Below are 25,572 nucleotides of genomic sequence, written 5' to 3' on the forward strand. Positions count from 1 at the left end.
ACTCCGGCTATACACACGGTGTACAGTCGTCGGCATGTCGATCGGACTCACCCTGCTCGGGTTGCTGGAGAACGGCCCCCGGCACGGCTACGACCTGAAACGGGCCTACGACGACCGCTTCGGGCACGACCGCCGCGTGCACTACGGCCAGGTCTATTCGACGCTGGCCCGGCTCCTGAAGCAGGGCCTCGTCGAGGCCGACGGCGTCGAGGTTGACGGCGGCCCCGAGCGGAAGCGGTACGCGATCACCGAAGCCGGGGTCGCCGACGTCGGCAGCTGGCTGGCGACGCCGGAGAAGCCCGACGCCTACCTGCAGAACACGCTGTACACGAAGGTCGTGCTCGCGCTGCTGTCCGGGCGGCCCGCCGCCGACGTCCTCGACGTCCAGCGGGCCGCCCACCTCGACGCGATGCGCGAGCTGACCCGCCGCAAGACCGGGGGCGACCTCGTCGACCAGCTGATCTGCGACCACGCGCTGTTCCACCTCGAAGCCGACCTGCGGTGGCTGGAACTGACCGCGGCCCGGCTCGGCCGGCTGGCGGAGGAGATCGCGTGAGCGGCGACGTCCTGCTGGAGGCGGCCGGCGTCCGGAAGGCGTACGGGCCGACCGAGGCGCTCGCGGGCGCGGACCTGCGGGTGCGCGCGGGGGAGGTGGTGGCGCTGATGGGCCCGTCCGGGGCGGGCAAGTCGACCCTGCTGCACTGCCTGGCCGGGATCGTCCGGCCGGACGACGGCACCGTCCGCTACCTGGGCGCGGACCTGGCCACGCTGTCCGACCGGGCGCGCTCGGCGTTGCGCCGCACCGAATTCGGGTTCGTCTTCCAGTTCGGCAGGCTGGTCCCGGAGCTCACCTGCCTGGAGAACGTGGCGCTGCCGCTGCGGTTGAACGGCGTGCGCGGCCGCGTCGCCGCCCGCCGGGCCCGGGAGGTGCTGGCCGAACTCGACCTCACCGCCATCGAGCGGAAGCGGCCGGGGGAGGTGTCCGGCGGGCAGGGACAGCGGGTGGCGGTGGCCCGGGCGCTGGTCACCGCGCCGCGCGTGATCTTCGCCGACGAGCCGACCGGTGCACTGGACTCCCTCAACGGCGAGCAGGTGATGCAGCTGCTGACGACGGCCGCCCGCGACCGCGACGCGGCGGTCGTCCTGGTGACGCACGAACCGCGCGTCGCGGCCTACTCCGACCGCGAGGTCGTCGTGCGCGACGGCCGGACCCGGCAGCTCGAGGTGACCCGGTGAGCCCGCGCTGGGCCGCCGACCTGGCGCTCGGGCTGCGCCTGGCCCTCGGCGGCGGTGGCGCGCGGACCGCGTGGGCGCGCCTGGCCCTGACCGCCACCGGCGTCGGGCTCGGGGTCGTCGTCCTGCTCAGCGCGACGTCGCTGCCGCACATGCTGGCCGCGCGCGCCGACCGCTCGGCCGCCCGCATGCCCGCCGCCGAGGCCGTCGGCGGCGTCGATCCGGTGTTCGCGGCCGCGCGCACCGACGAGTTCCGCGGCCGCGCCCTGCAGGGCTACCTCGTGCAGCCGACCGGGCCACGCCTGCCCGTCGCCCCCGGCGTCGACCGGCTGCCGGGCCCCGGCGAGGCGGTGCTTTCCCCGGCGCTCGCGGCGCTTCTGCGGTCCCCGGAGGGGGAGCTGCTGCGCCCGCGGTTCTCACAGCGGGTCATCGGCACGATCGGCGACGCCGGGCTGACCGGGCCGAACGAGCTGTACTTCTACGTCGGCGCCGGCGACGTCGCCGGGCAGCCGCCGGCCCGCCCGGTCGGCGGGTTCGGCGGCGAACCGGTCCGGCGCGGCCTCGACCCCCTGGAGGTCCTGCTGGTCGTGCTCGGGGCGACGACGTGCCTGGTGCCGGTGTTCGTCTTCGTCGTCGCGAGCACCCGGCTGGCCGCGGCCGCCCGCGACCGGCGGCTGGCCGCCGTGCGGCTGGTGGGCGCCGACCGCGGCCAGGTCCGCCGGATCGCCGCCGGCGAGGCGCTGCTCGGCGCGTTCGCCGGGCTCGCCGCCGGGGCGGCGCTGTTCCTGCTCGTGCGCGTGCTGGTCCCGGAGATCGCCGTCTCGGCGTTCCGGGGCGGGATCTTCGCCGCCGACGTCGTCCCGGACTGGCGCCTCGGCGGCCCGGTCCTGCTTGCGCTGCCCGTCCTGGCGTGCGCGGCGGCCGTCTTCGCGCTGCGGAAGGTCGTCATCGAGCCCCTCGGCGTCGTGCGGCGCGGGACGCGGGTCCGCCGGAGGCTGTGGTGGCGCCTCCTGCCCCTGGTGGCCGGCGGGGTTTCGGTGCTCGCCCGGCCGGCCGGCGAAGACGCCAGGGATCCGTTCGTGATCGCGGGGGTGGTGCTCGTCCTCGCGGCCGTCCCCGTGCTGCTGCCGTGGCTGGTCGAGCGGGTCGCCGGCCTGCTCGGCGGCGGATCGCCGGCCTGGCTGCTGGCCGTGCGCCGGCTCCAGCTGGACAGCGCGACGGCGGCGCGGCTGGTCGGCGGCGTCGCCGTCGTACTGGCCGGATCCATTGCACTGCAAGGGGTCTACGCCCGGGCCGAGAGCGACCAGCCGCCCCGGGGGGACGTCCGCGTGCTGGCGACCGCCTTCGCCCCGGGCTTCGACGACGCGCGGGCGTTCGCCGACGGCCTGCGCGCGCTGCCCGGCCTGGGCGGTGTGCCGGTGACCACCCGCGGCCTGCTGCAGAACGCGGCGGGGGAGCTGGTTTCGCTCGTCGTGGGGACGTGCGCCGAACTCGCGGTCGCGGATTGCCGCGACGGCGACGTCTACGCGGGCGGCCAAGGCCGCGCCGCACCGGGGGAGCGGCTCTGGTCCGACGGCGCCGACCGCTCGGATCCTCCACAATGGACGGTTCCGGTGGCGGGATACCACCCGGCCGCCGCGGACGGTGCGGCGCTGCTCGTCACGCCGGCGGCCCTGGCCACGGCGACCGGCGTCGGGCTGAGCGCGACGGCGACGATCCCCGCCGCCGGACCGGACGTGGTCGAGCGGGTGCGGAACCTCGTGGGCTGGAACGGCGTGGTCAGCTCGCTGGGCACCGAACGCGACGGCACCTACGCGCTGATCACCCGGGTGCTGTCGGTGGGGTCGGTCCTGGTGCTGCTGTTCGCCGCGGGCAGCCTGCTGATCGCGGCGTGGGAACAGCTGCGGGAACGCCGGTCCACCCTCGCCGCGCTGACGGCGAACGGCGTCGGCCGCGGGGTGCTTGCCCGGTCCCTGCTGTGGCAGCTGGCGATCCCGGTGGCGATCGCCGCGGTCGTCGCGGTGCTCGCCGGGCTCGGCCTCGACTGGCTGCTGCTCACCCTGGTGGTGCACCGCCCGATGGTGGCCGACCTGGCGACGATCGGGCTCCTCACCGCGACCGCGGCCGCGGCGGTGCTGCTGGTGACGGCGGTGACGCTGCCGGCGCTGTGGCGCACCGCGAGCCCGGCGCACCTGCGCGAGGAATAGCCGGTACAAGAGCCGTACAACGCCGGTGTACGCGATTTGGATCCGCCACTGGCGTACTGGCACCCATGCGAATCCGGAAGGTACTCCTCCTCGCGCTGGCCGTGGCGGCCGGTGCACTGGCGCTGCCCGGGACGGCGAGCGCCGCCTACAGCGATCCCCTGACCACCACGGCCAAGCAGAACCTGGTCTGGCACGCCACGCCGGCCGCCGCGCTGACCGCTTTGGACAACGCGCTGCCGAACGTCAGCCTCAACACCGTCGTCAACGACCCCAGCTACGCCATGACCGGGTGCACCAGCGCGGAAAAGGCCGCGCTGCCCAAGGCTCCGGTGGCGGCGAAGTCGATGTGCTGGGATGCCGACCGCGCCGGGACGACGACGTGGAGCCCGCAGGGCATCACGACCTCCGGCGACGCCGACGACGACGGGATGTGGGGCGCGGACAAGATCATCCTGTCCGGCTGGCACGGCACCGACGCGCTCGGCCGCTACAACGACGCGCGGATCCAGGCGATCAACTACAACGACCCCGCGTCGCCGTCGTACCGGATGTTCTACCTGGCCGTGCCCAACAGCACCGGCAGCAGCTTCTCCGCGGCGCAGGCCCACATGGGCGGGATGGCCTGGTACGGCGACAAGATCTACGTGACGGCCGAAGGCAGCACCTCGACCGCCATCCGCGTCTTCAGCACCAAGCACATCCTGCAGATGACCGACACGACCAGCAACACGATCGGCAAGACCTCGGGCGGGTACGCCGCCTACACCTACAAGTACGCGATGATGCAGATCGGCTACTACACCTACGCGGGCGGCACCTGCAGCATGTCCTCCGACACCGGCGTGCCGTGCTTCTCCTCGATGTCGCTGGACCGCAGCACGTCCCCGGCGTCGATCGTGACGACGGAGTACTTCTCCGACCAGAGCCTGCACGGCCGGCTCTACCGCTACCCGACCGGCACGGACTACCTGCTGACTCCGACCGCGTCGGAGGCGTTCCGCAGCTCGGTGGGCAACATGCAGGGCGTGCTGTCGAACAACGGCAAGTGGTACGTCGCCCACAGCTCGGCCACGATCAACGGCCAGCTCTGGACCCAGACCACGGCGAAGAGCAGCTCGGCCACCTGCGGTGCGACGTCGACGACGGCCTGCTGGGCGGTCCACCCGGAGGCGCTCACCTACGACTGGTCGACGGGCCTGGTGTGGTCGCAGTCGGAGTGGTCGACGGCCGACTGCGCGGCGAAGGACCAGGTCTGCGGCCGCGCGGTGTTCGCGGTGCCGCTGTCCTCGCTGGCCTCGTGACGGCGGTCAGCTGACCGGTGCCGCCGGCTCGGGTTCCCGGGCCGGCGGCACCGTCGTCCCCGCGCGGCGGCGATTCCAGAGCTCCCGGCCGCGCCGCAGCACGACCGGCGCCACCATGACGCACAGGGAGAGCGCCGTGACGTCGAGCAGGTACGCCGCCAGCCACAGGTGCTTGGCGATCTCGAAGTACCCGTCGCCGACCACCGCCATCGCGGCGATGCCGAGCGCGCTCGTCACGGCCACGCCGGCGACGACGCCGTAGCGGGTCGTCGACCGCTGGCGGCGCACCAGCGCCACCACCGCGGCGGCCAGGCCGAGGAACACGAGCAGCGCCGGCAGCCAGGGGATGCCCATCCCGTCGAGCCACTGCTGGAACGTCGTGGCGTCGCCGCCCATGTCACCGCTGACCGGGGCCGAGCCGTCGGGGGGACGGCTCACCGGGGTCCACGGCTGGTCCGGCAGGTACGGCAGGCTGCGGCCGAGCGTCGCCTGCAGGCCGATGCCGATCGCGTGGACCAGCACGAACGGGTGCTCCAGCAGCAGGTCCCACGCCTTGCGCTTGACCGTGCTGGGATCTTCCAGCAGCACGTCCGAACCGGCGAGCGCCTCGGGGCCTTCCGGGTAGTACGCGTGCCCGGCGCTGCTCTGCGCGGACTCGGGCAGGCCGAGCCGCGGCGCCGAGCCGGGCAGCTCGGCCAGGGTGAGGGTGTAGACGACGTTGACGGCGTTGACGTCGGCGTAGTTGCGCTCCTGCCACGCGAGGTTCGCCCGCACCGGGGCGATGATCTCCAGCACGAGCAGGATCGCCAGGGCCGGCCCGACGATCCGGCCGGTCCACCACCGGCCGTGGCCCGGCCGGGCGGCGGTGACCGCGCAGACGAGCACGGCCAGCACGAACAGCGGCAGGAACCCGATCTTCGCCAGCCCGCCCACGACCCCGCCGGCGGCGACGAGGAGGAGCGCGGCCAGCCGCGCGAAGCCGTCACCGGCCCGGGTCGCGGCGATCACCGCGACCCCGAGCAGCAGCGTGTAGGCGCCGAACAGCCCGGCCGGCTCGGCGAAGGTGGAGATGAACAGCCGCGCGAAGGCCGGTTCGAGCAGCGGCACCAGCGGCGGGACGAGGAACAGCAGCCGCAGCGGGCCGCGCGCCTGCACCGCCCACGCCGCGAGCAGCGTGACCAGGAAGACCAGCAGCACGTACAGCCACCCGAGCTTGAGCAGGCTGAACGCCCCGTCCCCGCCGGCGACGGAGTGGAACAGCACCCCGGCGCTGGACGGCTGCGGGTCCGGGCACGGCGTGCCCCGCCCGAAGTCCAGCACGACCCCGCCCAGCCAGCTCGCTTTGTGGTTCGGCGTGGCGGGCGTGAGCCCCGGCCCGCAGAACAACCGGTAACCGTCCCCGTTGTCCCCGGCGCCGGTCGGTGTCCCGCCCAGCAGGCCGAGGACGAGTGCCAGCGCCAGCGCGGCGACCGCCGCGGTCGCCGTGGCGATCCCCACCCTCTTCATGCCGGTCAGCGTAGGTGGTCGGTTCGCCGGGCGGTTCCGGAACACCCGAAACCGCCCGGTATGCCCCTTCAGGCGCCGGGGTGCCCGCAGGCGTAGACGTTGGCCGACGCGAGCCGCACGCAGGCCGGGCAGCTGTTCACCGGCCGGTCGCGGCGGCCGTGGTACGCATGGCGGGCGCCGCACAACGCGGTGATCACGTCCCCGGGGCGCGGGTCCGGGTGGCAGCGGGGACAGTAGGCGTGCGCGGCGCGTTCGACCTCGGCGCTCATGCCGTCCCGGGTACCCCCGGCGGCGGCGCGTCAACCCGCCGCCACGAGAACACGGACCGCCCGCCGGTGAAGCACCAGATCGCGATCACCGGGTCGCAGATCGCGCAGCCGAACGACGAGCCGTGGGCGAACGGCAGGATCGGCTGGCCCTTCAGGTGGTGGACGACGTCCCAGCCGGTGTGCAGCAGCCAGCCGAGCCCGATGAACGTCCACGAGTCGAGCCCGCGGAACGCGACGTACGTCAGCACCGCGCAGAACACCAGCTCCCACGGCCCGAGTGCGCCGCCGGAGAGGTAGGCGGCACCCGCGCCGCCGACCATCACCGCGTTGAAGCGCCGCCGGTGCGGCTCGGGGATCGGGGAGTTGAGCACGGCGTAGAGGAGGCCGATGAGGATCGGCGCCACGATCTCGATCACACCTCCGACGCTAGGAACCCGCCCGGTCCGCGGCCAGTGGCTGTCCGGCCAGGCTCCACCGGAATCTCGCCACATTACGTCAAGCGATTGATTTAAAATCGGGGTATGCTGCCGCCATGACCACCACGGAACCGCTCACCGCGGACACCCCGATCGGCGACTGGGTCGCCCACCCCGACGGCGGTCCGCTCATCCGCGCCCTGCTCGCCGAGGCGGGGGTCGACGAGACCGTGCTCGCCCCGGTCCGCCTGCTGCCGCTGAGCCGCCTGGTCGCCCTCAGTCAGGGCCGGCTCGCCCAGGACGTGGTCGACGACCTGGTCAGCCGGGCCAACCACGGCGTGGTGCCGGCACCGGGGGCCGGCCGGACCGGGTGGCGGGAGCGGATCGTGCCCGGCCGGTTCGAGGGCCGGACCGTCGTGGTGACCGGCGCGGCTTCCGGGATCGGGCGGGCCACCGCCTCGCGCGTCGCCCGCGAAGGCGGCCGGGTCGTCGCGGTCGACGTCTCCGCCGGCCGGCTGGACGACTTCGCCGCGGACCTCGGCGCCCCGGACCTGGTCGCGGTGCCGGCCGACATCACCGGCGAGGACGGCGTGGCGCGGATCCTCGCCGCCGCGGGCCCGCGCATCGACGGGCTGGCGAACGTCGCCGGCGTCGTCGACGACTTCTCGCCGGCCCACGAGGTGAGCGACGAGCTGTGGCGGCGCGTCTTCGCGGTGAACGTCGACGGGACGTTCCGGCTCATCCGCGCGGTCGTCCCGGCGATGCTCGAAGCGGGCTCGGGCGCCATCGTGAACGTCGCCTCCGAAGCGGCGTTGCGCGGCTCGGCCGCCGGGATCGCCTACACCGCTTCGAAACACGCCGTCGTCGGGATCACCCGCAGTTGCGCCTTCATGTACGGGCCGCACGGCATCCGCGTCAACGCCGTCGCGCCGGGCGGCGTCGCGACCGGCATGGGGATGCACCCCGAGCCGTCGGCGTTCGGGCAGGGCCGGATCGGGGCGTTCCTCGGGCTCATCCCGCCGATCGCCACCGCGGAGCAGCTGGCCGCGTCGATCACCTTCCTGCTCGCCGACGACGGCGTGAACGTCAACGGCGCCCTGCTGCCGTCCGACGGCGGCTGGTCGGTGCAGTGACCGTGCCGCTGTCCGCGGTGGCGCCCGAGCTGCGCGGCCGGGTCCGGCGGATGCCGCGGCTGCCGCTGGAGCGGGCCTGGGTGCGGCGCCTGGTGCGGGCGGCGACCGCGCGGACGCGGCCGCCGTCGCTGCCGGACGTCACCGTCGAACTGCACCCGGGCCTGCGGGTGTACCGGCCGCGGACGCCGCGGTCGGACCTTTCCTTGCTGTGGATCCACGGCGGTGGCCTGGTCATCGGCGGCGCGGCCCAGGACGACCGCTTCTGCGCCGGGACGGCGGCCGAGCTGGGCATCACCGTGGTGTCGGCCGAATACCGGCTCGCGCCCGAGAACCCGTACCCGGCGGCGCTCGACGACTGCCACGCCGCCTGGACGTGGCTGCGGGCCGACGTCGCCGCGGAGCGGGTGGTCGTCGGCGGGCAGAGCGCCGGCGGCGGGCTCGCGGCGGCGCTCGTGCAGCGCCTGCACGACGAGGGCGAGCGGCCGCGCGCGCAGTGGCTGTTCTGCCCGATGCTCGACGACCGCACCGCCGCCCGGCGCGCGCTCGACGACGCCGGGCACCGGGTCTGGGACAACCGCCTCAACCGCTTCGGCTGGCGCGCTTACCTCGGGACCGAACCCGGCGCGCCGGTGGTGCCGCTGTACGCCGTGCCGGCCCGCCGCGACGACGTCACCGGGCTGCCGGAGACGTGGATCGGCGTCGGGGACATCGACCTGTTCCACGACGAAGCCGCCGGATACGCCCGGCGCCTGCGCGCGGCCGGCGTCGCCACGACGCTGCACGTCGTGGCCGGCGGCCCGCACGGGTTCGAGGCGTGGGCGCCGTCGAGCGAGTTCAGCCGCCGCTACCTGGCCGCGGCGCGGGCGTGGCTGGGGCGGCTCCGGTGACCGGCTCCGTAAGGTGGGGGCCGGCAGATCGTCGGGGTGACCGGGTGGGTGGATGAACGTCAAGGCTGATCGCGCGAGCGCCACGCGGGAGAGCATCCTCGTCACGGCGGAGCGGCTGTTCGCCGAGCACGGCGTGCACGCGGTGTCCAACCGGCACATCAGCGAGACGGCCGGGCAGGGCAACAACGCCGCGGTCAACTACCACTTCGGCACCAAGGTCGACCTCGTCCGCGCGATCGCCCGCAAGCACTTCGGCCGGATCGAGCGGCTGCGCGAGGAGCTGCTCGAGACGATCGGCGGCGACGGCGAACTGCGCGACTGGGTGGCCTGCCTGGTCCGCCCGTCGACGAGCTACCTGCACGAGCTGGGGTCGCCGACGTGGTTCGCGCGGTTCAGCGCCCAGGTGATGACCGACCCGGCCCTGCGGGCGATCCTCGCGGAGGAGTCCCTCTCCTCCCCGGTCCTCGCCCGCACGGTCGAGGGCCTGAACCGCTGCCTCGACGGCCTCCCGCCCGACGTCCGCGCCGAGCGCGGCGACATGGCCCGCCAGCTGATGATCCACATGACGGCCGAGCGCGAGCGCGCACTGGCCGAGGGCACACCGACCCCGCGCGCGAGCTGGAACGACGCCGGGACGGGCCTGATCGACGCGATCACCGGCCTGCTGCTGGCCCCGGTGACCCCGGCTCCCTGACCCGGCCGGACGACACGCGTACCCCGGCGGACGACACGCGTACGCAGGCGGACGACACGCTTCGCGGCCCGCCTGCCGCCGTGTCGTCCGTCCAGGTACGCGTGCCGTCCATTCCGGTACGCGTGTCGTCCGGCCGGATTCGTCCGGCGGGATGGATCCGGCCGCCGGAGTTCGTCGCCGCGGACGAACGGCGGTGCCGGAAATCCTCCTAACGTCACCCCGATCGGGCGGTGACGAGGAGGCGGCGGGTGCGGACACTCTTGCGGGGCGGGCGGGTCGTCGATCCGGGGACCGGGTTCGACGGCGTCGCCGACGTGCTCCTGTCCGAGGCCGGGATCGAAGCCGTCGGCGCGAACCTGACGGCGGACGCCACCGAAGTCGACGTCAGCGGGCTCGTCGTCGGGCCCGGGTTCGTCGACCTGCACAGCCACGTGCACTCCGTCGCCGGGCAGCGGCTGCAGGCCATGGACGGCGTCACCACCGCGCTCGATCTCGAAGCGGGCCTGATGCCGGTCGAGCGGGCCTACGCCGAAGCCGCCGCGGCCGGGCGGCCGCTGCACTACGGCTTCTCCGCCTCCTGGGGCGCCGCGCGGGCACAGGTGCTGGCCGGGATCGAGCCCGACGCGAACATCGACAGCGGCCTGGCCGTGCTCGGGAACCCCGCGTGGCAAAGGTCTTCCTCGTCGAAGGAACTGGCCGCCTGGCTGTCCCTGCTGGACACCGAGCTCGGGGCCGGCGCCCTGGGAATCGGCGTCCTCATGGGGTACGCGCCGCAGTCGGCGCCCGCGGAGTTCCTCGCCGTCGCCCACCTCGCCGCGATGGCCGGCGTGCCGACCTACACCCACGTCCGCGAGCTCGTCGAGGTCGACCCCGCGATCCCGGTCGACGGCTCCGCGGAGATCGTCGCCGCCGCGGGGGAGACCGGCGCCGCGATGCACCACTGCCACGTCAACAGCACCTCCGGCCACCACATCGACCGCGTCCTCGCCACCCTCGCCGACGCCCGGCGCGAAGGCTCCCGCGTCACCGTCGAGGCCTACCCCTACGGCGCGGGCAGCACCGCGGTCGGCGCCGCCTTCATCGAGCCGGAACGCCTGCGGCTCAAGGGACTCCGGCCGTCGAGTGTGATCATCCTCGACACCGGGGAGCGCGTGCGCGACGAAGGCCGCCTGCGTCAGCTGCGCCGGGACGACCCGGGTGCGCCGTGCCTGCTGGAGTTCCTCGACGAAGAGAACCCCCGCGAACGCGCCCTGCTGCACCAGGCGCTCGCCTTCCCCGACGCCATCGTGGCCAGCGACGCGATGCCGGTCCACTGGCCGGACGGCCGCACCGAAAGCACCGAGTGGCCCCTGCCGCCCGGCGGCACGACGCACCCGCGCACCGCGGGCACCTTCGCCAAGACCCTGCGGCTGATGGTCCGCGAAGCCGGCGTCTGGAGCTGGCTCGAAGCGTTCCGGCGCTGTTCGTACCTGCCCGCGCGGCTGCTCGACGAGGTCGCGCCCGCCGCCCGCGGCAAGGGCCACCTCGGTGCCGGAGCCGACGCGGACCTGGTCGTCCTCGATCCCGCCGCGATCACCGACACCGCCACCTACGCCGACCCGACCCGTCCTTCGGCCGGCGTCCGGCACCTCTTCGTGGCCGGGGTTCCGGTGGTCGCCGACGGGAACCTGGACGAGAAAGCGCTGCCCGGCAAGCCGCTGCGGGGTGAGCCGCGGTGATCGACGACATCGAGACGCTCGTCCGGTGCGAGTCGCCGTCGGCCGACCACGAAGCCGTCGCGCGCAGCGCCGAGGCCGTCGCCGGGATCGGCCGCCGCCTGCTCGGCGTCGAGCCCGAACGGATCGTCACCGGCGGCTGCACGCACCTGCGCTGGCGGTTCGGCGACGGCGAGCCGCGCGTCCTGCTGCTCGGCCACCACGACACCGTGTGGCCGATCGGTTCCCTCCGCACGCACCCGTTCTCCGTCGAAGGCGGCATCCTGCGCGGTCCGGGGTGTTTCGACATGAAGGCCGGCGTGGTGATGGCGCTGCACGCCGCCGCCGCGCTGCCCGGCCGCGACGGCCTCTCGATCCTCATCACCGGCGACGAAGAAATCGGCTCGCCGCTGTCCCGCACCCTGATCGAAAAGGAAGCCCGCAGCTGCGACGCGGTGTTCGTGCTCGAAGCCTCGGCCGACGGCGGCGCGCTGAAGACCCGCCGCAAGGGCGTTTCCCTGTACCGCGTCGAAGTGGAAGGCCGCGCCGCGCACGCCGGGCTCGAACCGGAAAAGGGGGTCAACGCGGGGATCGAGGTCGCCCACCAGATCCTCGCGATCGCCGCGCTCGCCGACGCGGACCGGGGCACCACCGTCGTGCCGACCGCGCTGACCGCCGGGACCACGACGAACACCGTGCCCGCCAAGGCGAGCGTCGCCGTCGACGTGCGGGTGTGGGACGCGGCCGAACAAGAGCGCGTCGACCGCGCCATCAGAAGCCTCGCGCCGGTGCACGAAGAGGTCCGGATCCGCATCGACGGCGGCATCAACCGCGCACCGCTGGACGCGGGCGCGTCTTCGGAGCTGTTCCGGCTCGCGAACGAACTCGCGGCCGGGACACTCACCCAGGCCGCGGTCGGCGGCGCGTCGGACGGCAACTTCACCGCCGGGCTGGGCATTCCGACCCTCGACGGCCTCGGTGCGGTCGGCGGCGGAGCGCACGCCGACGACGAGCACGTCGTCGTCGCCGAGCTGCCGCGGCGCACCGCGTTGCTCACCGCGCTCGCGGAAACCGTTCTGGCGCGGGGAAGTTCGTCCACACCGACGAACGAACCGGGTGAAACCCGTGCGGGACAACGGTGACCCGGCGCGAACGTCCGGAAAGGATGGTGGGCGTGACAGATCTCGTGACGAACACCGCCCCGCCGCTGCGGGACGAGGCCGCCGCCGCGGCGGACGGCGCCGCCCTCGCCTCGGGCGTCCGGATCCGGACCCTGGCCGAGGTCGCCGAGCTGGGTGCCGTGGCGCGGCTCTTCGAGGCGATCTGGCAGCGCGCCCCGCGGAACCCCCTGGTGACGGCCGAACTGCTGCGGGCCATGGTTTCGGCGGGCAACTACGTGGCCGGCGCCTTCGACGGGCCCGACCTGCTCGGCGCCTGCTTCGGGTTCTTCGGCGAACCGGCGAAGGGAGGACTGCACAGCCACATCGCCGGTGTCGCGACGCCCGGGCACGGCCGCGGCATCGGCTTCGCGCTCAAGCAGCACCAGCGCGCGTGGGCGCTGCACCAGGGCGTCACCGCGATCTCGTGGACGTTCGACCCGCTGGTGCGCCGCAACGCCCACTTCAACCTGACCAAGCTCGCCGCCCGCCCGGAGCACTACCTGCCCGACTTCTACGGCCCGATGACCGACGGCATCAACAGCACGGGCGACACCGACCGCCTGATGGTCGCCTGGGACCTGGCGAGCCCGGCCGTCCGGACGGCCGCCGCCGGCCGGCCGGACCGGGTGGACGCGGCGGCGTTGCGGGCCCGGGGCGCCGCGGTCGCACTGGCGGCGGATCCCGCCGGCGCGCCGGTCGCCGGTCCCGCGGACGCGCCGGTCGTGCTCGTCGCCGTGCCGCCGGACATCGAGGCGCTCCGGCGGGCCGATCCCGGGCAGGGCCGGGCGTGGCGGGCCGCCGTGCGGGACGTGCTGGGCGGCCTCCTCGCCGAGGGGGCCGCGGTCACCGGATTCGATCGTGCCGGCTGGTACGTGGTCGCAAGGGAGCACTCGTCGTGAAACTCACCGGGGTGGAACTCCTCCGGGTACGGATGCCCCTGGTGGCCCCGTTCCGGACGTCGTTCGGCACGCAGGCCGACCGCGAACTGCTGCTCCTGCGGGCGGTGACGGCCGAGGGCGAAGGCTGGGGCGAGTGCGGGGCGATGGCCGGCCCGCTCTACTCCTCGGAGTACATCGACGGCGTCGAGCACGTGCTGCAGGCGTTCCTGGTGCCCGCGCTCCTCGCCGCCGGCGACCTCACGGCGTACCGCGTCGCCCCGCTGCTGGCGAAGTTCAAGGGGCACCGGATGGCGAAGGCCGCGCTCGAGATGGCCGTGCTCGACGCCGAACTGCGCACGCGCGGCATGTCCTTCGGGGCCGCCCTGGGGTCCACAACGGACACCGTGCCGTGCGGGGTGTCCGTCGGGATCATGGACTCGATCCCGCAGCTGCTCGACGTCGTCGGCGGCTACCTCGACGCCGGGTACCTCCGGATCAAGCTGAAGATCGAACCCGGCTGGGACGTCGAGCCGGTCCGCGCGGTCCGCGAGCGCTTCGGCGACGACATCCTGCTGCAGGTCGACGCGAACACGGCGTACACGCTCTCGGACGTCCCCCAGCTGCAACGGCTCGACCCGTTCGGGCTGCTGCTGATCGAGCAGCCGCTGGAAGAGGAGGACGTGCTCGGCCACGCCGAGCTCGCCAATCACCTCCGCACGCCGATCTGCCTGGACGAGACCGTCGTCTCGGCGGCGTCGGCGGCGGCCGCGATCCGGCTGGGCGCCTGCCGGATCGTCAACATCAAGCCGAGCCGGGTCGGCGGCTACCTCGAAGCCCGGCGGGTGCACGACGTCTGCGCCGCGCACGGCATCCCGGTCTGGTGCGGCGGGATGCTCGAAACCGGGCTGGGCCGCGCGGCCAACGTCGCACTGGCGTCGCTGCCCGGGTTCACCCTGCCCGGCGACACCTCGGCGTCGGACCGGTTCTACCGCACCGACATCACCGAACCGTTCGTGCTCGAAGCCGGCCGGCTGCCGGTGCCGTCCGGGCCCGGGCTCGGCGTCACCCCGATCCCCGGGCGGCTGGCCGAAGTGACCACCGCGAAGTCCTGGCTCGCCTAGCGAAACGAGAGGCTCCCCATGTCGAAACTCCCCGAACTCTCCGCCTGGCTCGAACACCGTCTCCCCGCCCTGCTGGCCGAGCACCACGTGCCCGGCGCGGCCGTCGCGGTGTACGCCGGCGGCGAAATCATCGACCACGCCGCCGGCGTGCTCAACAAGGCCACCGGCGTCGAAGCCGACGCCGACTCGCTGTTCCAGATCGGCTCCATCACCAAGGTCTGGACGACCACCCTGGCCATGCAGCTCGTCGACGACGGCGTGCTCGACCTCGACCAGCCGGTCCGGGCGTACCTGCCGGAATTCGTGCTCGGCGACGCGGAGGCGGCTGCGCGGATCACCGTCCGGCAGCTGATGTGCCACACCGCCGGGTTCGAAGGCGACATCTTCACCGACACCGGCCGCGGCGAGGACCGCATCGAGAAGTACGTCGCCACCCTCGGCGACGTGCCCCAGCTGTTCGCGCCCGGCGAGATGTTCTCCTACAACAACGCCGCGTTCTGCGTGCTCGGCCGGCTGGTGGAAGTGCTGCGCGGCAAGACCTACGACGAGTGCCTGCAGGACCACCTGTTCACCCCGCTCGGCCTGACGCACGCGGCGCAGAGCCCGTACGAGGCGATCCGGTTCCGCGCCGCGCTCGGCCACCTGACGGCCGAGCCCGGCGCCGACCCGGAACCCGCGGGCGTCTGGGCGCTGACGCCGTCCAACGCCCCGGCCGGCTCGATGCTCGCCATGCGCCCGCGCGACCTCGTCACGTTCGCCGCGATGCACCTGCGGGACGGCGAAGCCGCCGACGGCACCCGCGTGCTGAGCGCGGCGAGCGCCCGGGCGATGCGGGAACGCCTGGTGGAGCTGCCCGACCTCGGCCTCTTCGGCGACGCCTGGGGCCTCGGCTGGTCGCTGTTCGACGCGCCCGGCGGGCTGGTCGTCGGCCACGACGGCGGCACGATCGGCCAGTCCGCGTTCCTGCGCGTGGCTCCGGAGCACGGGGTCGCGGTGGCCTTGCTGACCAACGGCGGCGACCCGATCGCCGTCTACACCGAGCTCGTCGGGCACCTCCTGCGCGAGCTGACCGGTATCGAGCTGCGCGTGCCGCCGGTGCCCGACCCGGCCGCGCCGCGCGTGGACGCCTCGCGGTACGTCGGCGAGTACTCGTCGTCGGTGGCGGACATCGTGGTCAGCCAGGACGACGACGGCCGCGTCTGGGTCGAGCGCGTCCCGAAGGGCATCTTCGCGGAGCTGGCCAAGCCGGAGAAGACCGAGCTGGTGGCGATGAACGGCGACACGCTCATCCTGGCCGAGCCGATGCAGGGCATGTACATCCCGCACGCGTTCGTCGGCGACGACGGCACCGGCCGCGCGCTGTACCTGCACACCGGCCGCGCCGACCGGCGGGTGACCGCGTGAGCACCGTCGAGGCGGAGATCGACGGCGTCTTCGCCGCGGCGGGCGCGCGGGGTTTCCTGCACGCGCGGGAGATCGGCGGCGGGCCGGAGGTGGCCGTCGGCGCGGACGACCCGGTGGTGCTGGCCTCGGTGTTCAAGATCCCGGTCGCCGTCGCCTACGCCCGCGAAGTGGCGGCGGGACGGCTCGACGAGACCGCCCGGACGCGCGTCGGGCCGCGTTACCGCATCGGCGGCATCGGGACCGCGGGCTGCGCCGACGACGTCGAGATGAGCTGGCGCGACCTGGCGCTGTTCATGCTGACGATGAGCGACAACGCCGCCACCGACGTCGTCTACCACCGGATCGGGGCCGCCGCCGTCGACCGCGTGCTCGCCGACCTCGGCCTGCGCCGCACCCGGCTGATCGGCTGCTGCGAGGACCTGTTCGCCTCGGTCCTCGCCGACCTCGGGGCGGCCGGCGGCGCCGACATCGACGCCGTGTTCGCCGGCGCCACCTCCGAGCAGACCTGGAAGCTCGCGGTGCTGGACCCGGAGCGCACGACGTCGTCGACGCCCCGGGAGATCACCGAGCTGCTCGACGCGGTGTGGACCGACCGCGCCGGCGAACCCGCGGCGTGCGAGCGGGTCCGCTCGATGCTGGCGCGGCAGATCTGGCCGCACCGCCTCTCGTCCGGGTTCGGCTCGGACGTCGCGGTCGCGGCCAAGACCGGCACCCTGCCCGCGGTCCGCAACGAAGCCGGCGTCGTGTCCTTCCCGGACGGCCGCCGGTTCGCCGTCGCGGTGTTCACCCGAGCGAACTCCCTGTCGGAACGGCAACCCGCCGTCGACGCGGCGATCGGCAAGGCCGGCCGGCTCGCCGTGGACCACCTGCGGAAGGAAACCCCATGACCCACACACGGACGGCGGTGGTCCTGGCCGGCGCGCTCGCCCTCGTGGCCACGGCCTGCGGGGGACCGGGCAGCGCCGGGACCAGCGGCGGCGCACTGGCCGACGGCAAGACGTTCACCCTGGGGATCGCCTCCGACCCCGGCAACCTCGACCCGCACATGTCGGTGCTCTCGGTGACCAACCAGGTCAACCGGTTCCTCTACGACCCGCTGCTCGAACTCGCCCCCGACGGCAAGCCGCTCCCGGCGCTCGCCGGGAAGTGGGACGCCACGAACACCACGGCGAAGTTCACCCTGCGCCCGGGCATCACCTGCGCCGACGGCAGCCCGCTGACCGCCGCCGACGTCGCGGCGAACATCGCCTTCGTCGGCGACCCGGCCAACAAGTCGCCCTACGCCGGCTTGACGATCGCGCCCGGCACGAAGGCCGCCGCCGACGAAGCGACCCGGACGATCACCGTGACCAGCGGCGCGCCCGACGCGTTCCTGCTCCGCAACGTCGGCAGCCTGCCGATCGTCTGCGGCAAGGGCCTGGCCGACCGCAAGCTGCTGGCCACCGGCGGCAGCGGCACCGGCATGTTCGCCGTCACCGAGGTCGTGCCGAACGACCACTACACGTTCACCCGCCGCAAGGACTACACGTGGGGACCGGGGGACTGGCAGGGGCAGCAGCCGGGCCTGCCGGACAAGGTCGTCGCCCGGGTCGTCCCGAACACCGCGACGGCGGCGAACCTGCTGCTGTCCGGCGAACTGAACGCCGGCCAGATCAACGGGCCGGACCGCCAGCGGCTCGAAGCGCGCAAGCTCTTCCACGCGGACTTCCTCGCCCCGCTCGGGGAGATCTTCTACAACCAGGCCGCCGGGCGCCCCGGCCAGGACGAGGCCGTGCGGCGCGCGCTCACCCAGGCGCTCGACCTGGCCCAGCTCGGCAAGGTGCTGACCACCGGCACCGGCAAGCCGTCGCAGAGCCTGGTCACGGCCGAGCCGAGGGCGTGCTCGGGCGACACCGTCACCGGCCACCTGCCGAACCACGACCCGGCCGCGGCTGCGTCCACTTTGGACACCGCGGGCTGGAAGGCGGGCCCGGACGGCGTGCGCACCAAGGGCGGCAAGCGGCTGGCGCTGACCGTCCTCTACGGCACCCAGCTCGGCCCGACGATGGCCCCCACCGCCGAACTCGTCCAGCAGACGTGGAAGGCCCTCGGCGCCGAGGTCACGCTCAAGGCCGTCGACAGCCCCGGGCTGTCCCAGGTGCTGTTCGGCACCGGCGAGTGGGAGGTCTCGCTCGGCCCGCTCGGGCTCACCCTGCCCAGCCAGCTGGTGCCGTTCGTGTCCGGCCCGGCGGCGCCGGACGGGACCAACTTCGGCCACATCGCCAACCCGGCGTACGAGCAGAGCGTGAAGCAGGCGGCGTCGATGAGCGGCGAGACCAGCTGCCCGGCCTGGCAGGCCGCCGAGACCGCGCTGGTCAAGCGCGTCGACGTGGTGCCCTACATCGACTCCGTCGTGCCGTACTACGCGAGCGGTTCCCGGTTCGAGGTCAGCCAGGGCAGCGTCACGCCGTCGTCGATCCGGATGTACGCGCGATGACCACGGCGGCGGTGCCCGCGCGGCTGCGCGGCGGCGGCTGGCCCGCGTTCGCCGCGCGGCGGCTGACCCGGTTCGCCGTTTCGCTGTGGGCGCTGGTCACCGCGGCCTTCCTGATGATCCACCTGGTCCCGGGCGACCCCGTGCGCGCCGCGCTCGGGATGACCGCCCCGGCCGACCTGGTGCGGGCGAAACGGCTGGAACTCGGCCTCGACGACCCGCTGTGGGTGCAGTACGGGCACTACCTGCGCGGCCTGGTCACCGGCGAGTTCGGGACGTCAATGGCGAGCGGCCAGCCGGTCGCGCAGGTGATCGGCGACCGGCTGCCGTCGACCCTGCAGCTGGCGGTCCTGGCCTTCGCGGTCGTCGTCGCCGTCGCGATCCCGCTCGGCGTGACCTTCGCGGTGCTGACCCGCGGCGGCCGCCGCCGCGGCAGCGAGCTGGCCTTCACCTCGGTGAGCGCCTTCCTCGCCGCCGTCCCGGAATTCCTGATCGCGGTCACGCTGGTGGCGCTGCTCGCGGTCGGCCTCGGCTGGTTCCCGGTGGCCGGCAGCGACGACGCGAGCGCGTACGTGCTGCCGGTCGCGGCCCTGGCCACCGGCCCGTCGGCGGTGCTCGCCCGGATCGTGCGGGTGGAGCTGCTTTCCGTGCTGGGCGCCGACTTCGTCCGCACCGCGCGGGCGAAGCGGCTGCCCGCGCGACTGGTCTACGTCCGGCACGCGCTGCCGAACGCGCTGACCGCGACGCTGACCCTGGGCGGGCTGATGCTGACCGGGATGGTCGCGGGCACGGTACTGGTGGAGAACGTGTTCGCCTGGCCCGGCCTCGGCTCGACGATCGTGCAGTCGATCCTCCAGAAGGACTACCCGCTGGTCCAGGGGATCGTGCTGGTCTACGGCGTCGGCGTGCTGCTGGTGAACCTGCTGGTCGACGTCGTGCTCGGGCTGCTGGACCCGCGCTCGGCCATTCGGGAGGCGTGACATGGCTCGACGCGGGACGTGGGCGGCCGCGGTGCGCACCCCGGTGGGCGCGTGCTCGGCGGTGCTGCTGGCCCTGGTCGTCGCACTGGCGGCGCTGGCCCCGCTGCTGTGGGGCGACGGCGCCGCCGCGATCGACACCGACGCGATCGGCCAGGGACCGTCCGGGGCGCACCCGTTCGGCACCGACTCCCTCGGCCGCGACCTGCTGCTGCGCACGCTGGTGGCGACCCGGCTCTCGGTCGGGCTGGCCGTGCTCGCGACCGCGATCGGCGCCGGCACCGGGGTTGTGCTCGGGACGCTGCCGTCGGTGCTGCCGCGCCGGGTGGGCCGGCTGCTCACCGCCGTCGTCGACATCGCCGTCGCGTTCCCCGGGCTGCTGCTGGCCCTGTTCCTCGCGGTGATCTTCGGCGTCGGCACGCACGGCGCGGTGCTGGCCATCGGGTTCGCGATGGCGCCGGCGTTCGCCCGGCTCGTGCAGACGCTGTCGGCGTCGGTGAGCGGACGCGACTTCGTCGCCGCGGCCCGGATCGCCGGCGTCGGCCGGATTCGGCTGCTGGCCCGGCACGTGCTGCCGAACATCGGCGAGCCGCTCGTCGTGAACGCCACCATCGGGGCCGGTTCGGCGCTGCTGGCGTTCGCCGGGCTGTCGTTCCTCGGGATCGGCGTGCAGGCGCCGGACTACGACTGGGGACGGCTCCTGCGCGAAGGTCTGGACGGCATCTACGTCAACCCGGCGGCCGCGCTCGCCCCCGCCGGCGCGGTGGTGCTCGCCGGCCTGGCGTTCAACCTCGTCGGCGAGACGGTCGCCGCGGTGGTCGGGATCCGGACGCGCGTGACCCGGCGCGGCGCACCGTCGGCCCCGGCCGCGCGACCGGCGCTCGCGGAACACCCCGCGGACGCCGTGCTCGTCGTGGAGAACCTGCGGGTGGCGTTCCCCGGGCCGTCCGGCTGGACGGTCCCGGTGCGCGGGGTCACCTTCAGCGTCCGCGCCGGGGAAGCGATCGGCGTGGTCGGCGAATCCGGCTCCGGCAAGAGCCTGACCGCACTGGCCGTGTCCCGGCTGGTCGAAGCACCCGGCGTGGTCACCGCCGACCGGCTCGAGTTCGCCGGGAAGGCACTGGCCGACGCGTCGGACCGGGACCTCGGCACCGCGCTGGCCATGGTGTTCCAGGACCCGATGACGTCGTTCAACCCGGCCCGCCGGGTCGGCGGCCAGCTGGCCGAGGTGTCCGAGCAGCACCACGGCCTGTCCCGGCGCCAGGCGTTCGCCCGCGCGGTGGACCGGCTGGCCGCGGTCCGCGTCCCGGCCGCCGAGCGGCGCGCCCGGCAGTACCCGCACGAATTCTCCGGCGGCATGCGGCAGCGGGCGATGATCGGCATGGGCCTGATGGGCCGTCCGAAGCTGATCGTGGCCGACGAGCCGACGACCGCGCTCGACGTCACCGTGCAGCGGCAGGTGCTGCGCCTGCTGGCCCGCACGCGCGAAGCCGAGGGCGCGGCGATCCTGCTGATCAGCCACGACATCGCGGTCGTTTCCCAGACGTGCGAACGGATGCTGGTGATGTACGCCGGCCGGATCGTCGAAGACCTGCCGACCGGGAGCCCGGCCCGGCACCCGTACACGCGCGCGCTGCTGGCCACCACGGTCGACCTCGACACCGACCGCGACCAGCCCCTCGAAGTCATCCCCGGCCGCCCGCCGGAACCCGGCCAGGTGCCGGCGGGCTGCGCGTTCGCCGCCCGCTGCCCGCTGGCTTCCGAGCGCTGCCGCACCGAAGACCCGGTGCTCGAACCGGCGGGCGAGGGGCACCGGGTCGCCTGCTGGCACCCGCAGGTCACCGTCCTTTCCGGACAGTCGCATGAGGAGGGTGCCGCGTGAGCGCACTGGAGTTCGACGCGGTGAGCGTCCGCTACGGGAAGCTGACCGCGGTCGACGGGGTCAGCCTGACCGTCCCTCCCGGACAGGTCGTCGGCCTGGTCGGGGAGTCCGGCTCCGGCAAGTCGACCCTCGCACGGGCAGCGGCCGGACTGGCCCCGGTCAGCGCCGGGCGGGTGCTGCTCGGCGGCGTCGACGTGCGACGGCTGCCGCGGCGGCGTCCGCTGCAGATGGTGTTCCAGGACCCGTATTCGTCGCTCGACCCGCGGATGGCCGTCGGCGAGTCGATCGCCGAGGCGATGCCGCCGGGCACGTCCCGCGCCGAGCGGCGGGCCGAGGTCGCCCGGCTGCTCGAGCTGGTGAACCTGGACCCGGACCGCGCCGCGGAGCTGCCCGGCCGCCTCTCCGGCGGGCAACGGCAGCGCGTGGCGCTCGCCCGGGCGCTGGCGGGCCGGCCGGAGGTGCTGATCGCCGACGAGATCACCTCGGCGCTCGACGTCTCGGTGCAGGGCGCCGTGCTCAACCTGGTCCGGGAGGTGCAGCGGCGGCTTTCGCTGTCGATGCTGTTCATCTCGCACAACCTCGCCGTGGTCCGGTACGTCAGCGACGTCGTCGCGGTGATGTACCTCGGCCGGATCGTCGAGGCCGGGCCCGCCGCGCAGGTCCTCACCGATCCGCAGCACCCCTACACCCGCGAGCTGCTGGCCGCCGCGCCCTCGGCCCGGCGGAACCTGCTCGACGACCCCGGCGACGACCCGCTCGCCGACACCGAACCCGCCGACCCGCACCACCCGCCGTCCGGCTGCCGCTACCACCCGCGCTGCCCGATCGGGCCGCTCGTGCACCCCGACCGCACCGCCTGCGTCACCGCCGACCCGGCCGGCGACGCCGCGGGCCGGCCCCACTCCGCGGCGTGCCACTACGCCGCGAGCCATCCCACGAGGAGATCCGCATGACCCGACGTCCCGGCATCGACGACCTGTACGCCTTCGAGTTCCCCGAGCAGCTGGCGATTTCGCCCGACGGCCGCCGGATCGCGTACGTGCTGCGCACCGCCGACCGCGCCCAGGACGAGGACACCCGCTCGCTGTGGCTCGTCGGCACCGAGGACGGCGAGCCGCGCCGGCTCACCCGTGGCCCGGCCGACCTGGCGCCGGCGTGGTCGCCGGACGGCACGCGGCTCGCCTTCCTGCGCGCCCAGGACGGCCCGCCGCAGCTGTGGCTGCTCCCGGCCGACGGCGGCGAGCCCGAGCAGGTCAGCACGCTCCCGCTCGGCGCGGGAACGCCGGTGTGGCGCCCGGACGGCACCGAGATCGCCTTCGCCGCCCCGGTCGACCTCGCCGCGGACGAAGGCGAAGACGCCGCCGCCCGCGCCCGCCGCGCGAGCGCTCCGGTGGTCGCCGACCGGCTCGACTTCAAGGCCGACGGCGCCGGGCTGCTGCGGACCCTGCGCAAGCACGTCCACGTCCTCGACGTCGCCACCGGCGAGGTCCGGCGGGTGACGTCGGGGGACTGGCACGCCGGCGACCCCGCCTGGTCGCCGGACGGCACGCTGCTGGCCTTCCCGGCGGGCCCGGAAGCCGACGCCGACCTGACGTTCCGCTCCGGCGCGTACGTCGTCGAGCCCGGGGACCGCGGGGCCGAGCCGCGGCTGATCGGTTCCGGCGAGGGCATGTGCGGCGCGGTCGCGTGGACCGCCGACGGCGCCGCGCTCCTGGCCGTCGGCCGCCGTGACACCGCACCCGGGCACCTCCAGCTGCTGCGGATCCCCGTGGACGGCGGGGAAACCACCGACCTGGCCGCCCCGCTGGACCGGAACGTCATGCCGGGCGCGCCGGGCTACCCCGGCGCGCTCCCGCAGCTTTCCGGCACCAGCGTGCTGTTCTGCGCGCGCGACCGCGGCTACACCCACCTGTACGCGGTCGACGGTGCCGGGCCGCGGCTCGTCGTGGGCGGCGCCGGGACGACCGTGGCGGCGATGTCCGTCGCCGGGGACACGGCGGCGATCGTGCTGGCCACGCCGACGTCGTACGGGGAGATCGCGACGGTCAGCCTGCCCGGCGGCGAGGTCGAGGTGCGCACCGCGCACGGGCCCGCCGACCTCGAGCCGTTCACCCACGAGGAGCGGGAGTTCACCGTCTCCGACGGCACGACCGTGTCCGGCTGGCTGCTGCGCGACCCCGCCCGCACCGGCCCGCGGCCGCTGCTGCTGGACATCCACGGCGGCCCGCACAACGCCTGGAGCGGCACCGCCGACGCCGTGCACCTCTACCACCAGGAGCTCGCCGCCCGCGGCTGGGCGGTGCTGCTGCTCAACCCGCGCGGCAGCGACGGCTACGGCGAAGCGTTCTACACCGCGGCCGTCGGCGCCTGGGGCCTCGCCGACGCGAAGGACTTCCTCGAGCCCCTGGACGACCTCGTCGCCGAGGGCGTGGCCGACGCGCAGCGGCTCGCGGTGGCGGGGTACAGCTACGGCGGCTTCATGACCTGCTACCTGACCAGCCGGGACGACCGGTTCGCCGCGGCCGTCGCGGGCGGGGTGGTGTCCGACGTGGTCAGCATGGCCGGGACGTCCGATGCCGGGCACTACCTCGGCTTCGCCGAACTCGATGCGCTGCCGTCGGAGAACCGGGCGCACTACGCGGCCCTTTCCCCGCTGTCCCAGGTGGAAAAGGTGCGCACGCCGACTCTGGTGGTGCAGGGCGCGGCCGACGACCGGTGCCCGGCCGGGCAGGCCGAGCAGTGGTTCACCGCGCTGCGCGAGCAGGGTGTGCCGGCGCGGATGGTGCTCTACCCCGGCGCGTCGCACCTGTTCATCCTGAACGGGAAGCCGTCCCACCGCACGGACTTCAACCGGCGCATCGTCGACTGGGTTTCGCAGTACGCGGGCGAGCCGGGCAAGCCGGCCCGGGTGCCGCTGGACGCCGCGCACTGGCGGCGGCGCCTGGCCGAACTCGCGCGCAAGCACCGCGTCCCGGGCGCGTCGCTGGGCATCCTGCGCGGCGACGACCGGGTGGTGGCGAGCCACGGCGTGCTCAACACCGCGACCGGCGTCGAGGTGACCGACGACTCGGTGTTCCAGATCGGCTCGATCACCAAGGTCTGGACGGCCACGGTGGCGATGCAGCTGATCGACGAGGGCCTGCTGGACCTCGACGCGCCGGTCGCCGACGTGCTGCCCGAGCTGCGGCTGGCCGACCCCGACGTCACCAAGCAGGTGACCCTGCGGCACCTGCTCACCCACACGAGCGGCATCGACGGCGACGTCTTCACCGACACCGGCCGCGGCGACGACTGCATCGAGAAGTTCGTCGGCCTGCTGCCGGAGGTCGCGCAGAACCACCCGCTCGGGGCGACGCTGTCCTACTGCAACTCCGGGTTCGTGCTGGCCGGCCGGGTGATCGAGAAGCTCACCGGGCAGACCTGGGACGCGGCCCTGCGCGAGCGGCTGTTCACCCCACTGGGGCTCACCCACACGGGGACGTTGCCGGAGGAGGCGCTGCTGCACCGAGCGGCGATGGGCCACGTCGCGGCGGGCGACGGCGAGCCGCAGCCGGCCCCGGCGTGGGGCCTGCCGCGCTCGGCGGGCCCGGCCGGCCTGATCACGGCGTCGGCGGCGGACGTGCTGGCGTTCGCACGGATGCACCTGGCGGGCGGGCTCGACGTGCTGTCGGAGGCGTCGGCGGCGGCGATGACCGAGTGGCAGGCGGACATGCCGGACAAGCACACGCTGGGCGACTCGTGGGGCCTCGGCTGGATCCGCTTCGACTGGGACGGCCACCGCGTGATCGGCCACGACGGCAACACGATCGGGCAGTCGGCGTTCCTCCGGCTGCTGCCCTCGCACGGCCTGGCGGTCACGCTGCTCACCAACGGCGGCAACACCCGCGACCTGTACGAGGAGCTGTACCGCGAGATCTTCGCCGCGCTGGCCGGGGTGGCGCTGCCGCAGCCGGTTTCGCCTCCCGCGGCGCCGCCGTCGGTCGACGTCGCGGAGTACCTCGGGGTGTACGAGCGCGCGTCGATGCGGATCGAGGTGTTCGAAGGGGAGACGGGCCTGCGGATGCGGCAGACGGTCACGGGCCCGATCGCGGCCCTCGTGCCGGAACCGACGACCGAGCACGACCTGATCCCGCTCGGCGGACCGCAGTTCGCGTTCCGCGAGCCGGGCGCGCGGTCGTGGATTTCGGCGACGTTCTACACGCTGCCGACGGGGGAGCGGTACCTCCACAGCGGCGTCCGCGCGACCCCGAAGGTGCCGGCATGAGCCGGATCACGTCGGGGAACACCGGCGGCGGCGTGGCGTTGTAAGGGGTGTCGGTACGGCGGTGTCCCCGGGC

The 25,572-nt window shown here is 74.3% G+C and carries 21 protein-coding genes; 18 read left to right on the forward strand and 3 right to left on the reverse strand.

Annotated features, from left to right (window positions below; genetic code table 11):
• The first annotated feature begins 34 nt into the window (after positions 1-34).
• From OO60_RS00085 to OO60_RS00100, 4 genes are all read left to right on the forward strand, one after another.
• Entirely contained in the window at positions 35-556 is a 522-nt protein-coding gene (locus OO60_RS00085) for a PadR family transcriptional regulator (protein ID WP_033260568.1), read from the forward strand.
• On the forward strand, positions 553-1,236 hold the full coding sequence (locus tag OO60_RS00090; protein WP_033260569.1) for an ABC transporter ATP-binding protein: 684 nt from the start codon (positions 553-555) through the stop codon (positions 1,234-1,236). Before OO60_RS00085 ends, OO60_RS00090 begins: the two co-directional genes overlap by 4 nt.
• Complete coding sequence (locus OO60_RS00095; protein ID WP_033260570.1) at positions 1,233-3,440, forward strand: FtsX-like permease family protein; 2,208 nt, start codon at positions 1,233-1,235, stop codon at positions 3,438-3,440. Before OO60_RS00090 ends, OO60_RS00095 begins: the two co-directional genes overlap by 4 nt.
• A gap of 65 nt (positions 3,441-3,505) precedes the next feature.
• Positions 3,506-4,741: a hypothetical protein gene (locus OO60_RS00100; protein WP_033260571.1), complete on the forward strand. Its 1,236-nt coding sequence runs from the start codon at positions 3,506-3,508 to the stop codon at positions 4,739-4,741.
• A 6-nt stretch (positions 4,742-4,747) separates the two neighbouring features.
• On the opposite strand, the gene wsfD is transcribed toward OO60_RS00100, so the two are convergent.
• The 3 genes from wsfD to OO60_RS00115 all read right to left on the reverse strand — a co-directional run bounded on the left by wsfD (position 4,748) and on the right by OO60_RS00115 (position 6,932).
• The gene (gene wsfD, locus OO60_RS00105) at positions 4,748-6,247 is read right to left on the reverse strand and encodes a glycan biosynthesis hexose transferase WsfD (protein ID WP_033260572.1); all 1,500 of its coding nucleotides are present in this window, start codon (positions 6,245-6,247) and stop codon (positions 4,748-4,750) included.
• A 68-nt stretch (positions 6,248-6,315) separates the two neighbouring features.
• Positions 6,316-6,516, reverse strand: coding sequence for a hypothetical protein (locus OO60_RS00110; protein ID WP_033260573.1), 201 nt, complete (start codon positions 6,514-6,516; stop codon positions 6,316-6,318).
• Positions 6,513-6,932 (reverse strand): DUF6010 family protein, encoded by a 420-nt coding sequence (locus tag OO60_RS00115; RefSeq protein ID WP_033260574.1) that lies wholly within the window; start codon positions 6,930-6,932, stop codon positions 6,513-6,515. Before OO60_RS00115 ends, OO60_RS00110 begins: the two co-directional genes overlap by 4 nt.
• A gap of 116 nt (positions 6,933-7,048) precedes the next feature.
• Between OO60_RS00115 and OO60_RS00120 the strand changes: the two genes are divergently transcribed.
• The 14 genes from OO60_RS00120 to OO60_RS00185 all read left to right on the forward strand — a co-directional run bounded on the left by OO60_RS00120 (position 7,049) and on the right by OO60_RS00185 (position 25,499).
• Positions 7,049-8,065 carry an SDR family NAD(P)-dependent oxidoreductase gene (locus tag OO60_RS00120; protein ID WP_033260575.1) on the forward strand — a complete coding sequence of 339 codons (1,017 nt, stop codon included), beginning with the start codon at positions 7,049-7,051 and terminating at the stop codon, positions 8,063-8,065.
• The gene (locus OO60_RS00125; protein ID WP_003053961.1) at positions 8,062-8,952 is read left to right on the forward strand and encodes an alpha/beta hydrolase; all 891 of its coding nucleotides are present in this window, start codon (positions 8,062-8,064) and stop codon (positions 8,950-8,952) included. The genes OO60_RS00120 and OO60_RS00125 overlap by 4 nt, the downstream gene beginning before the upstream one ends.
• A gap of 52 nt (positions 8,953-9,004) precedes the next feature.
• Positions 9,005-9,646 (forward strand): TetR/AcrR family transcriptional regulator, encoded by a 642-nt coding sequence (locus OO60_RS00130; RefSeq protein WP_003053963.1) that lies wholly within the window; start codon positions 9,005-9,007, stop codon positions 9,644-9,646.
• A 248-nt stretch (positions 9,647-9,894) separates the two neighbouring features.
• Positions 9,895-11,364: an amidohydrolase family protein gene (locus OO60_RS00135; protein WP_003053965.1), complete on the forward strand. Its 1,470-nt coding sequence runs from the start codon at positions 9,895-9,897 to the stop codon at positions 11,362-11,364.
• Positions 11,361-12,482: a M20 family metallopeptidase gene (locus OO60_RS00140; RefSeq protein WP_003053967.1), complete on the forward strand. Its 1,122-nt coding sequence runs from the start codon at positions 11,361-11,363 to the stop codon at positions 12,480-12,482. Before OO60_RS00135 ends, OO60_RS00140 begins: the two co-directional genes overlap by 4 nt.
• Positions 12,483-12,505: 23 nt before the next feature.
• Positions 12,506-13,399 (forward strand): GNAT family N-acetyltransferase, encoded by an 894-nt coding sequence (locus tag OO60_RS00145; RefSeq protein WP_209441364.1) that lies wholly within the window; start codon positions 12,506-12,508, stop codon positions 13,397-13,399.
• Positions 13,396-14,499, forward strand: a complete 1,104-nt coding sequence (menC, locus tag OO60_RS00150; RefSeq protein WP_003099675.1) for an o-succinylbenzoate synthase — start codon at positions 13,396-13,398, stop codon at positions 14,497-14,499. Before OO60_RS00145 ends, menC begins: the two co-directional genes overlap by 4 nt.
• A gap of 18 nt (positions 14,500-14,517) precedes the next feature.
• Positions 14,518-15,903, forward strand: a complete 1,386-nt coding sequence (locus OO60_RS00155; protein WP_003099672.1) for a serine hydrolase domain-containing protein — start codon at positions 14,518-14,520, stop codon at positions 15,901-15,903.
• Positions 15,900-16,790 carry a serine hydrolase gene (locus OO60_RS00160; RefSeq protein ID WP_003099669.1) on the forward strand — a complete coding sequence of 297 codons (891 nt, stop codon included), beginning with the start codon at positions 15,900-15,902 and terminating at the stop codon, positions 16,788-16,790. Before OO60_RS00155 ends, OO60_RS00160 begins: the two co-directional genes overlap by 4 nt.
• Positions 16,787-18,379, forward strand: a complete 1,593-nt coding sequence (locus OO60_RS00165) for an ABC transporter substrate-binding protein (RefSeq protein ID WP_033260577.1) — start codon at positions 16,787-16,789, stop codon at positions 18,377-18,379. Before OO60_RS00160 ends, OO60_RS00165 begins: the two co-directional genes overlap by 4 nt.
• On the forward strand, positions 18,376-19,356 hold the full coding sequence (locus OO60_RS00170; protein WP_003099666.1) for an ABC transporter permease: 981 nt from the start codon (positions 18,376-18,378) through the stop codon (positions 19,354-19,356). Before OO60_RS00165 ends, OO60_RS00170 begins: the two co-directional genes overlap by 4 nt.
• Position 19,357: 1 nt before the next feature.
• Entirely contained in the window at positions 19,358-21,235 is a 1,878-nt protein-coding gene (locus tag OO60_RS00175) for a dipeptide/oligopeptide/nickel ABC transporter permease/ATP-binding protein (RefSeq protein WP_033260578.1), read from the forward strand.
• The gene (locus OO60_RS00180; RefSeq protein WP_003099662.1) at positions 21,232-22,188 is read left to right on the forward strand and encodes an ABC transporter ATP-binding protein; all 957 of its coding nucleotides are present in this window, start codon (positions 21,232-21,234) and stop codon (positions 22,186-22,188) included. The genes OO60_RS00175 and OO60_RS00180 overlap by 4 nt, the downstream gene beginning before the upstream one ends.
• Positions 22,185-25,499, forward strand: a complete 3,315-nt coding sequence (locus OO60_RS00185; protein WP_033260579.1) for a serine hydrolase — start codon at positions 22,185-22,187, stop codon at positions 25,497-25,499. Before OO60_RS00180 ends, OO60_RS00185 begins: the two co-directional genes overlap by 4 nt.
• Positions 25,500-25,572 lie beyond the last annotated feature (73 nt).

The organism is Amycolatopsis vancoresmycina (assembly GCF_000716785.1).
Lineage (GTDB): Bacteria > Actinomycetota > Actinomycetes > Mycobacteriales > Pseudonocardiaceae > Amycolatopsis > Amycolatopsis vancoresmycina.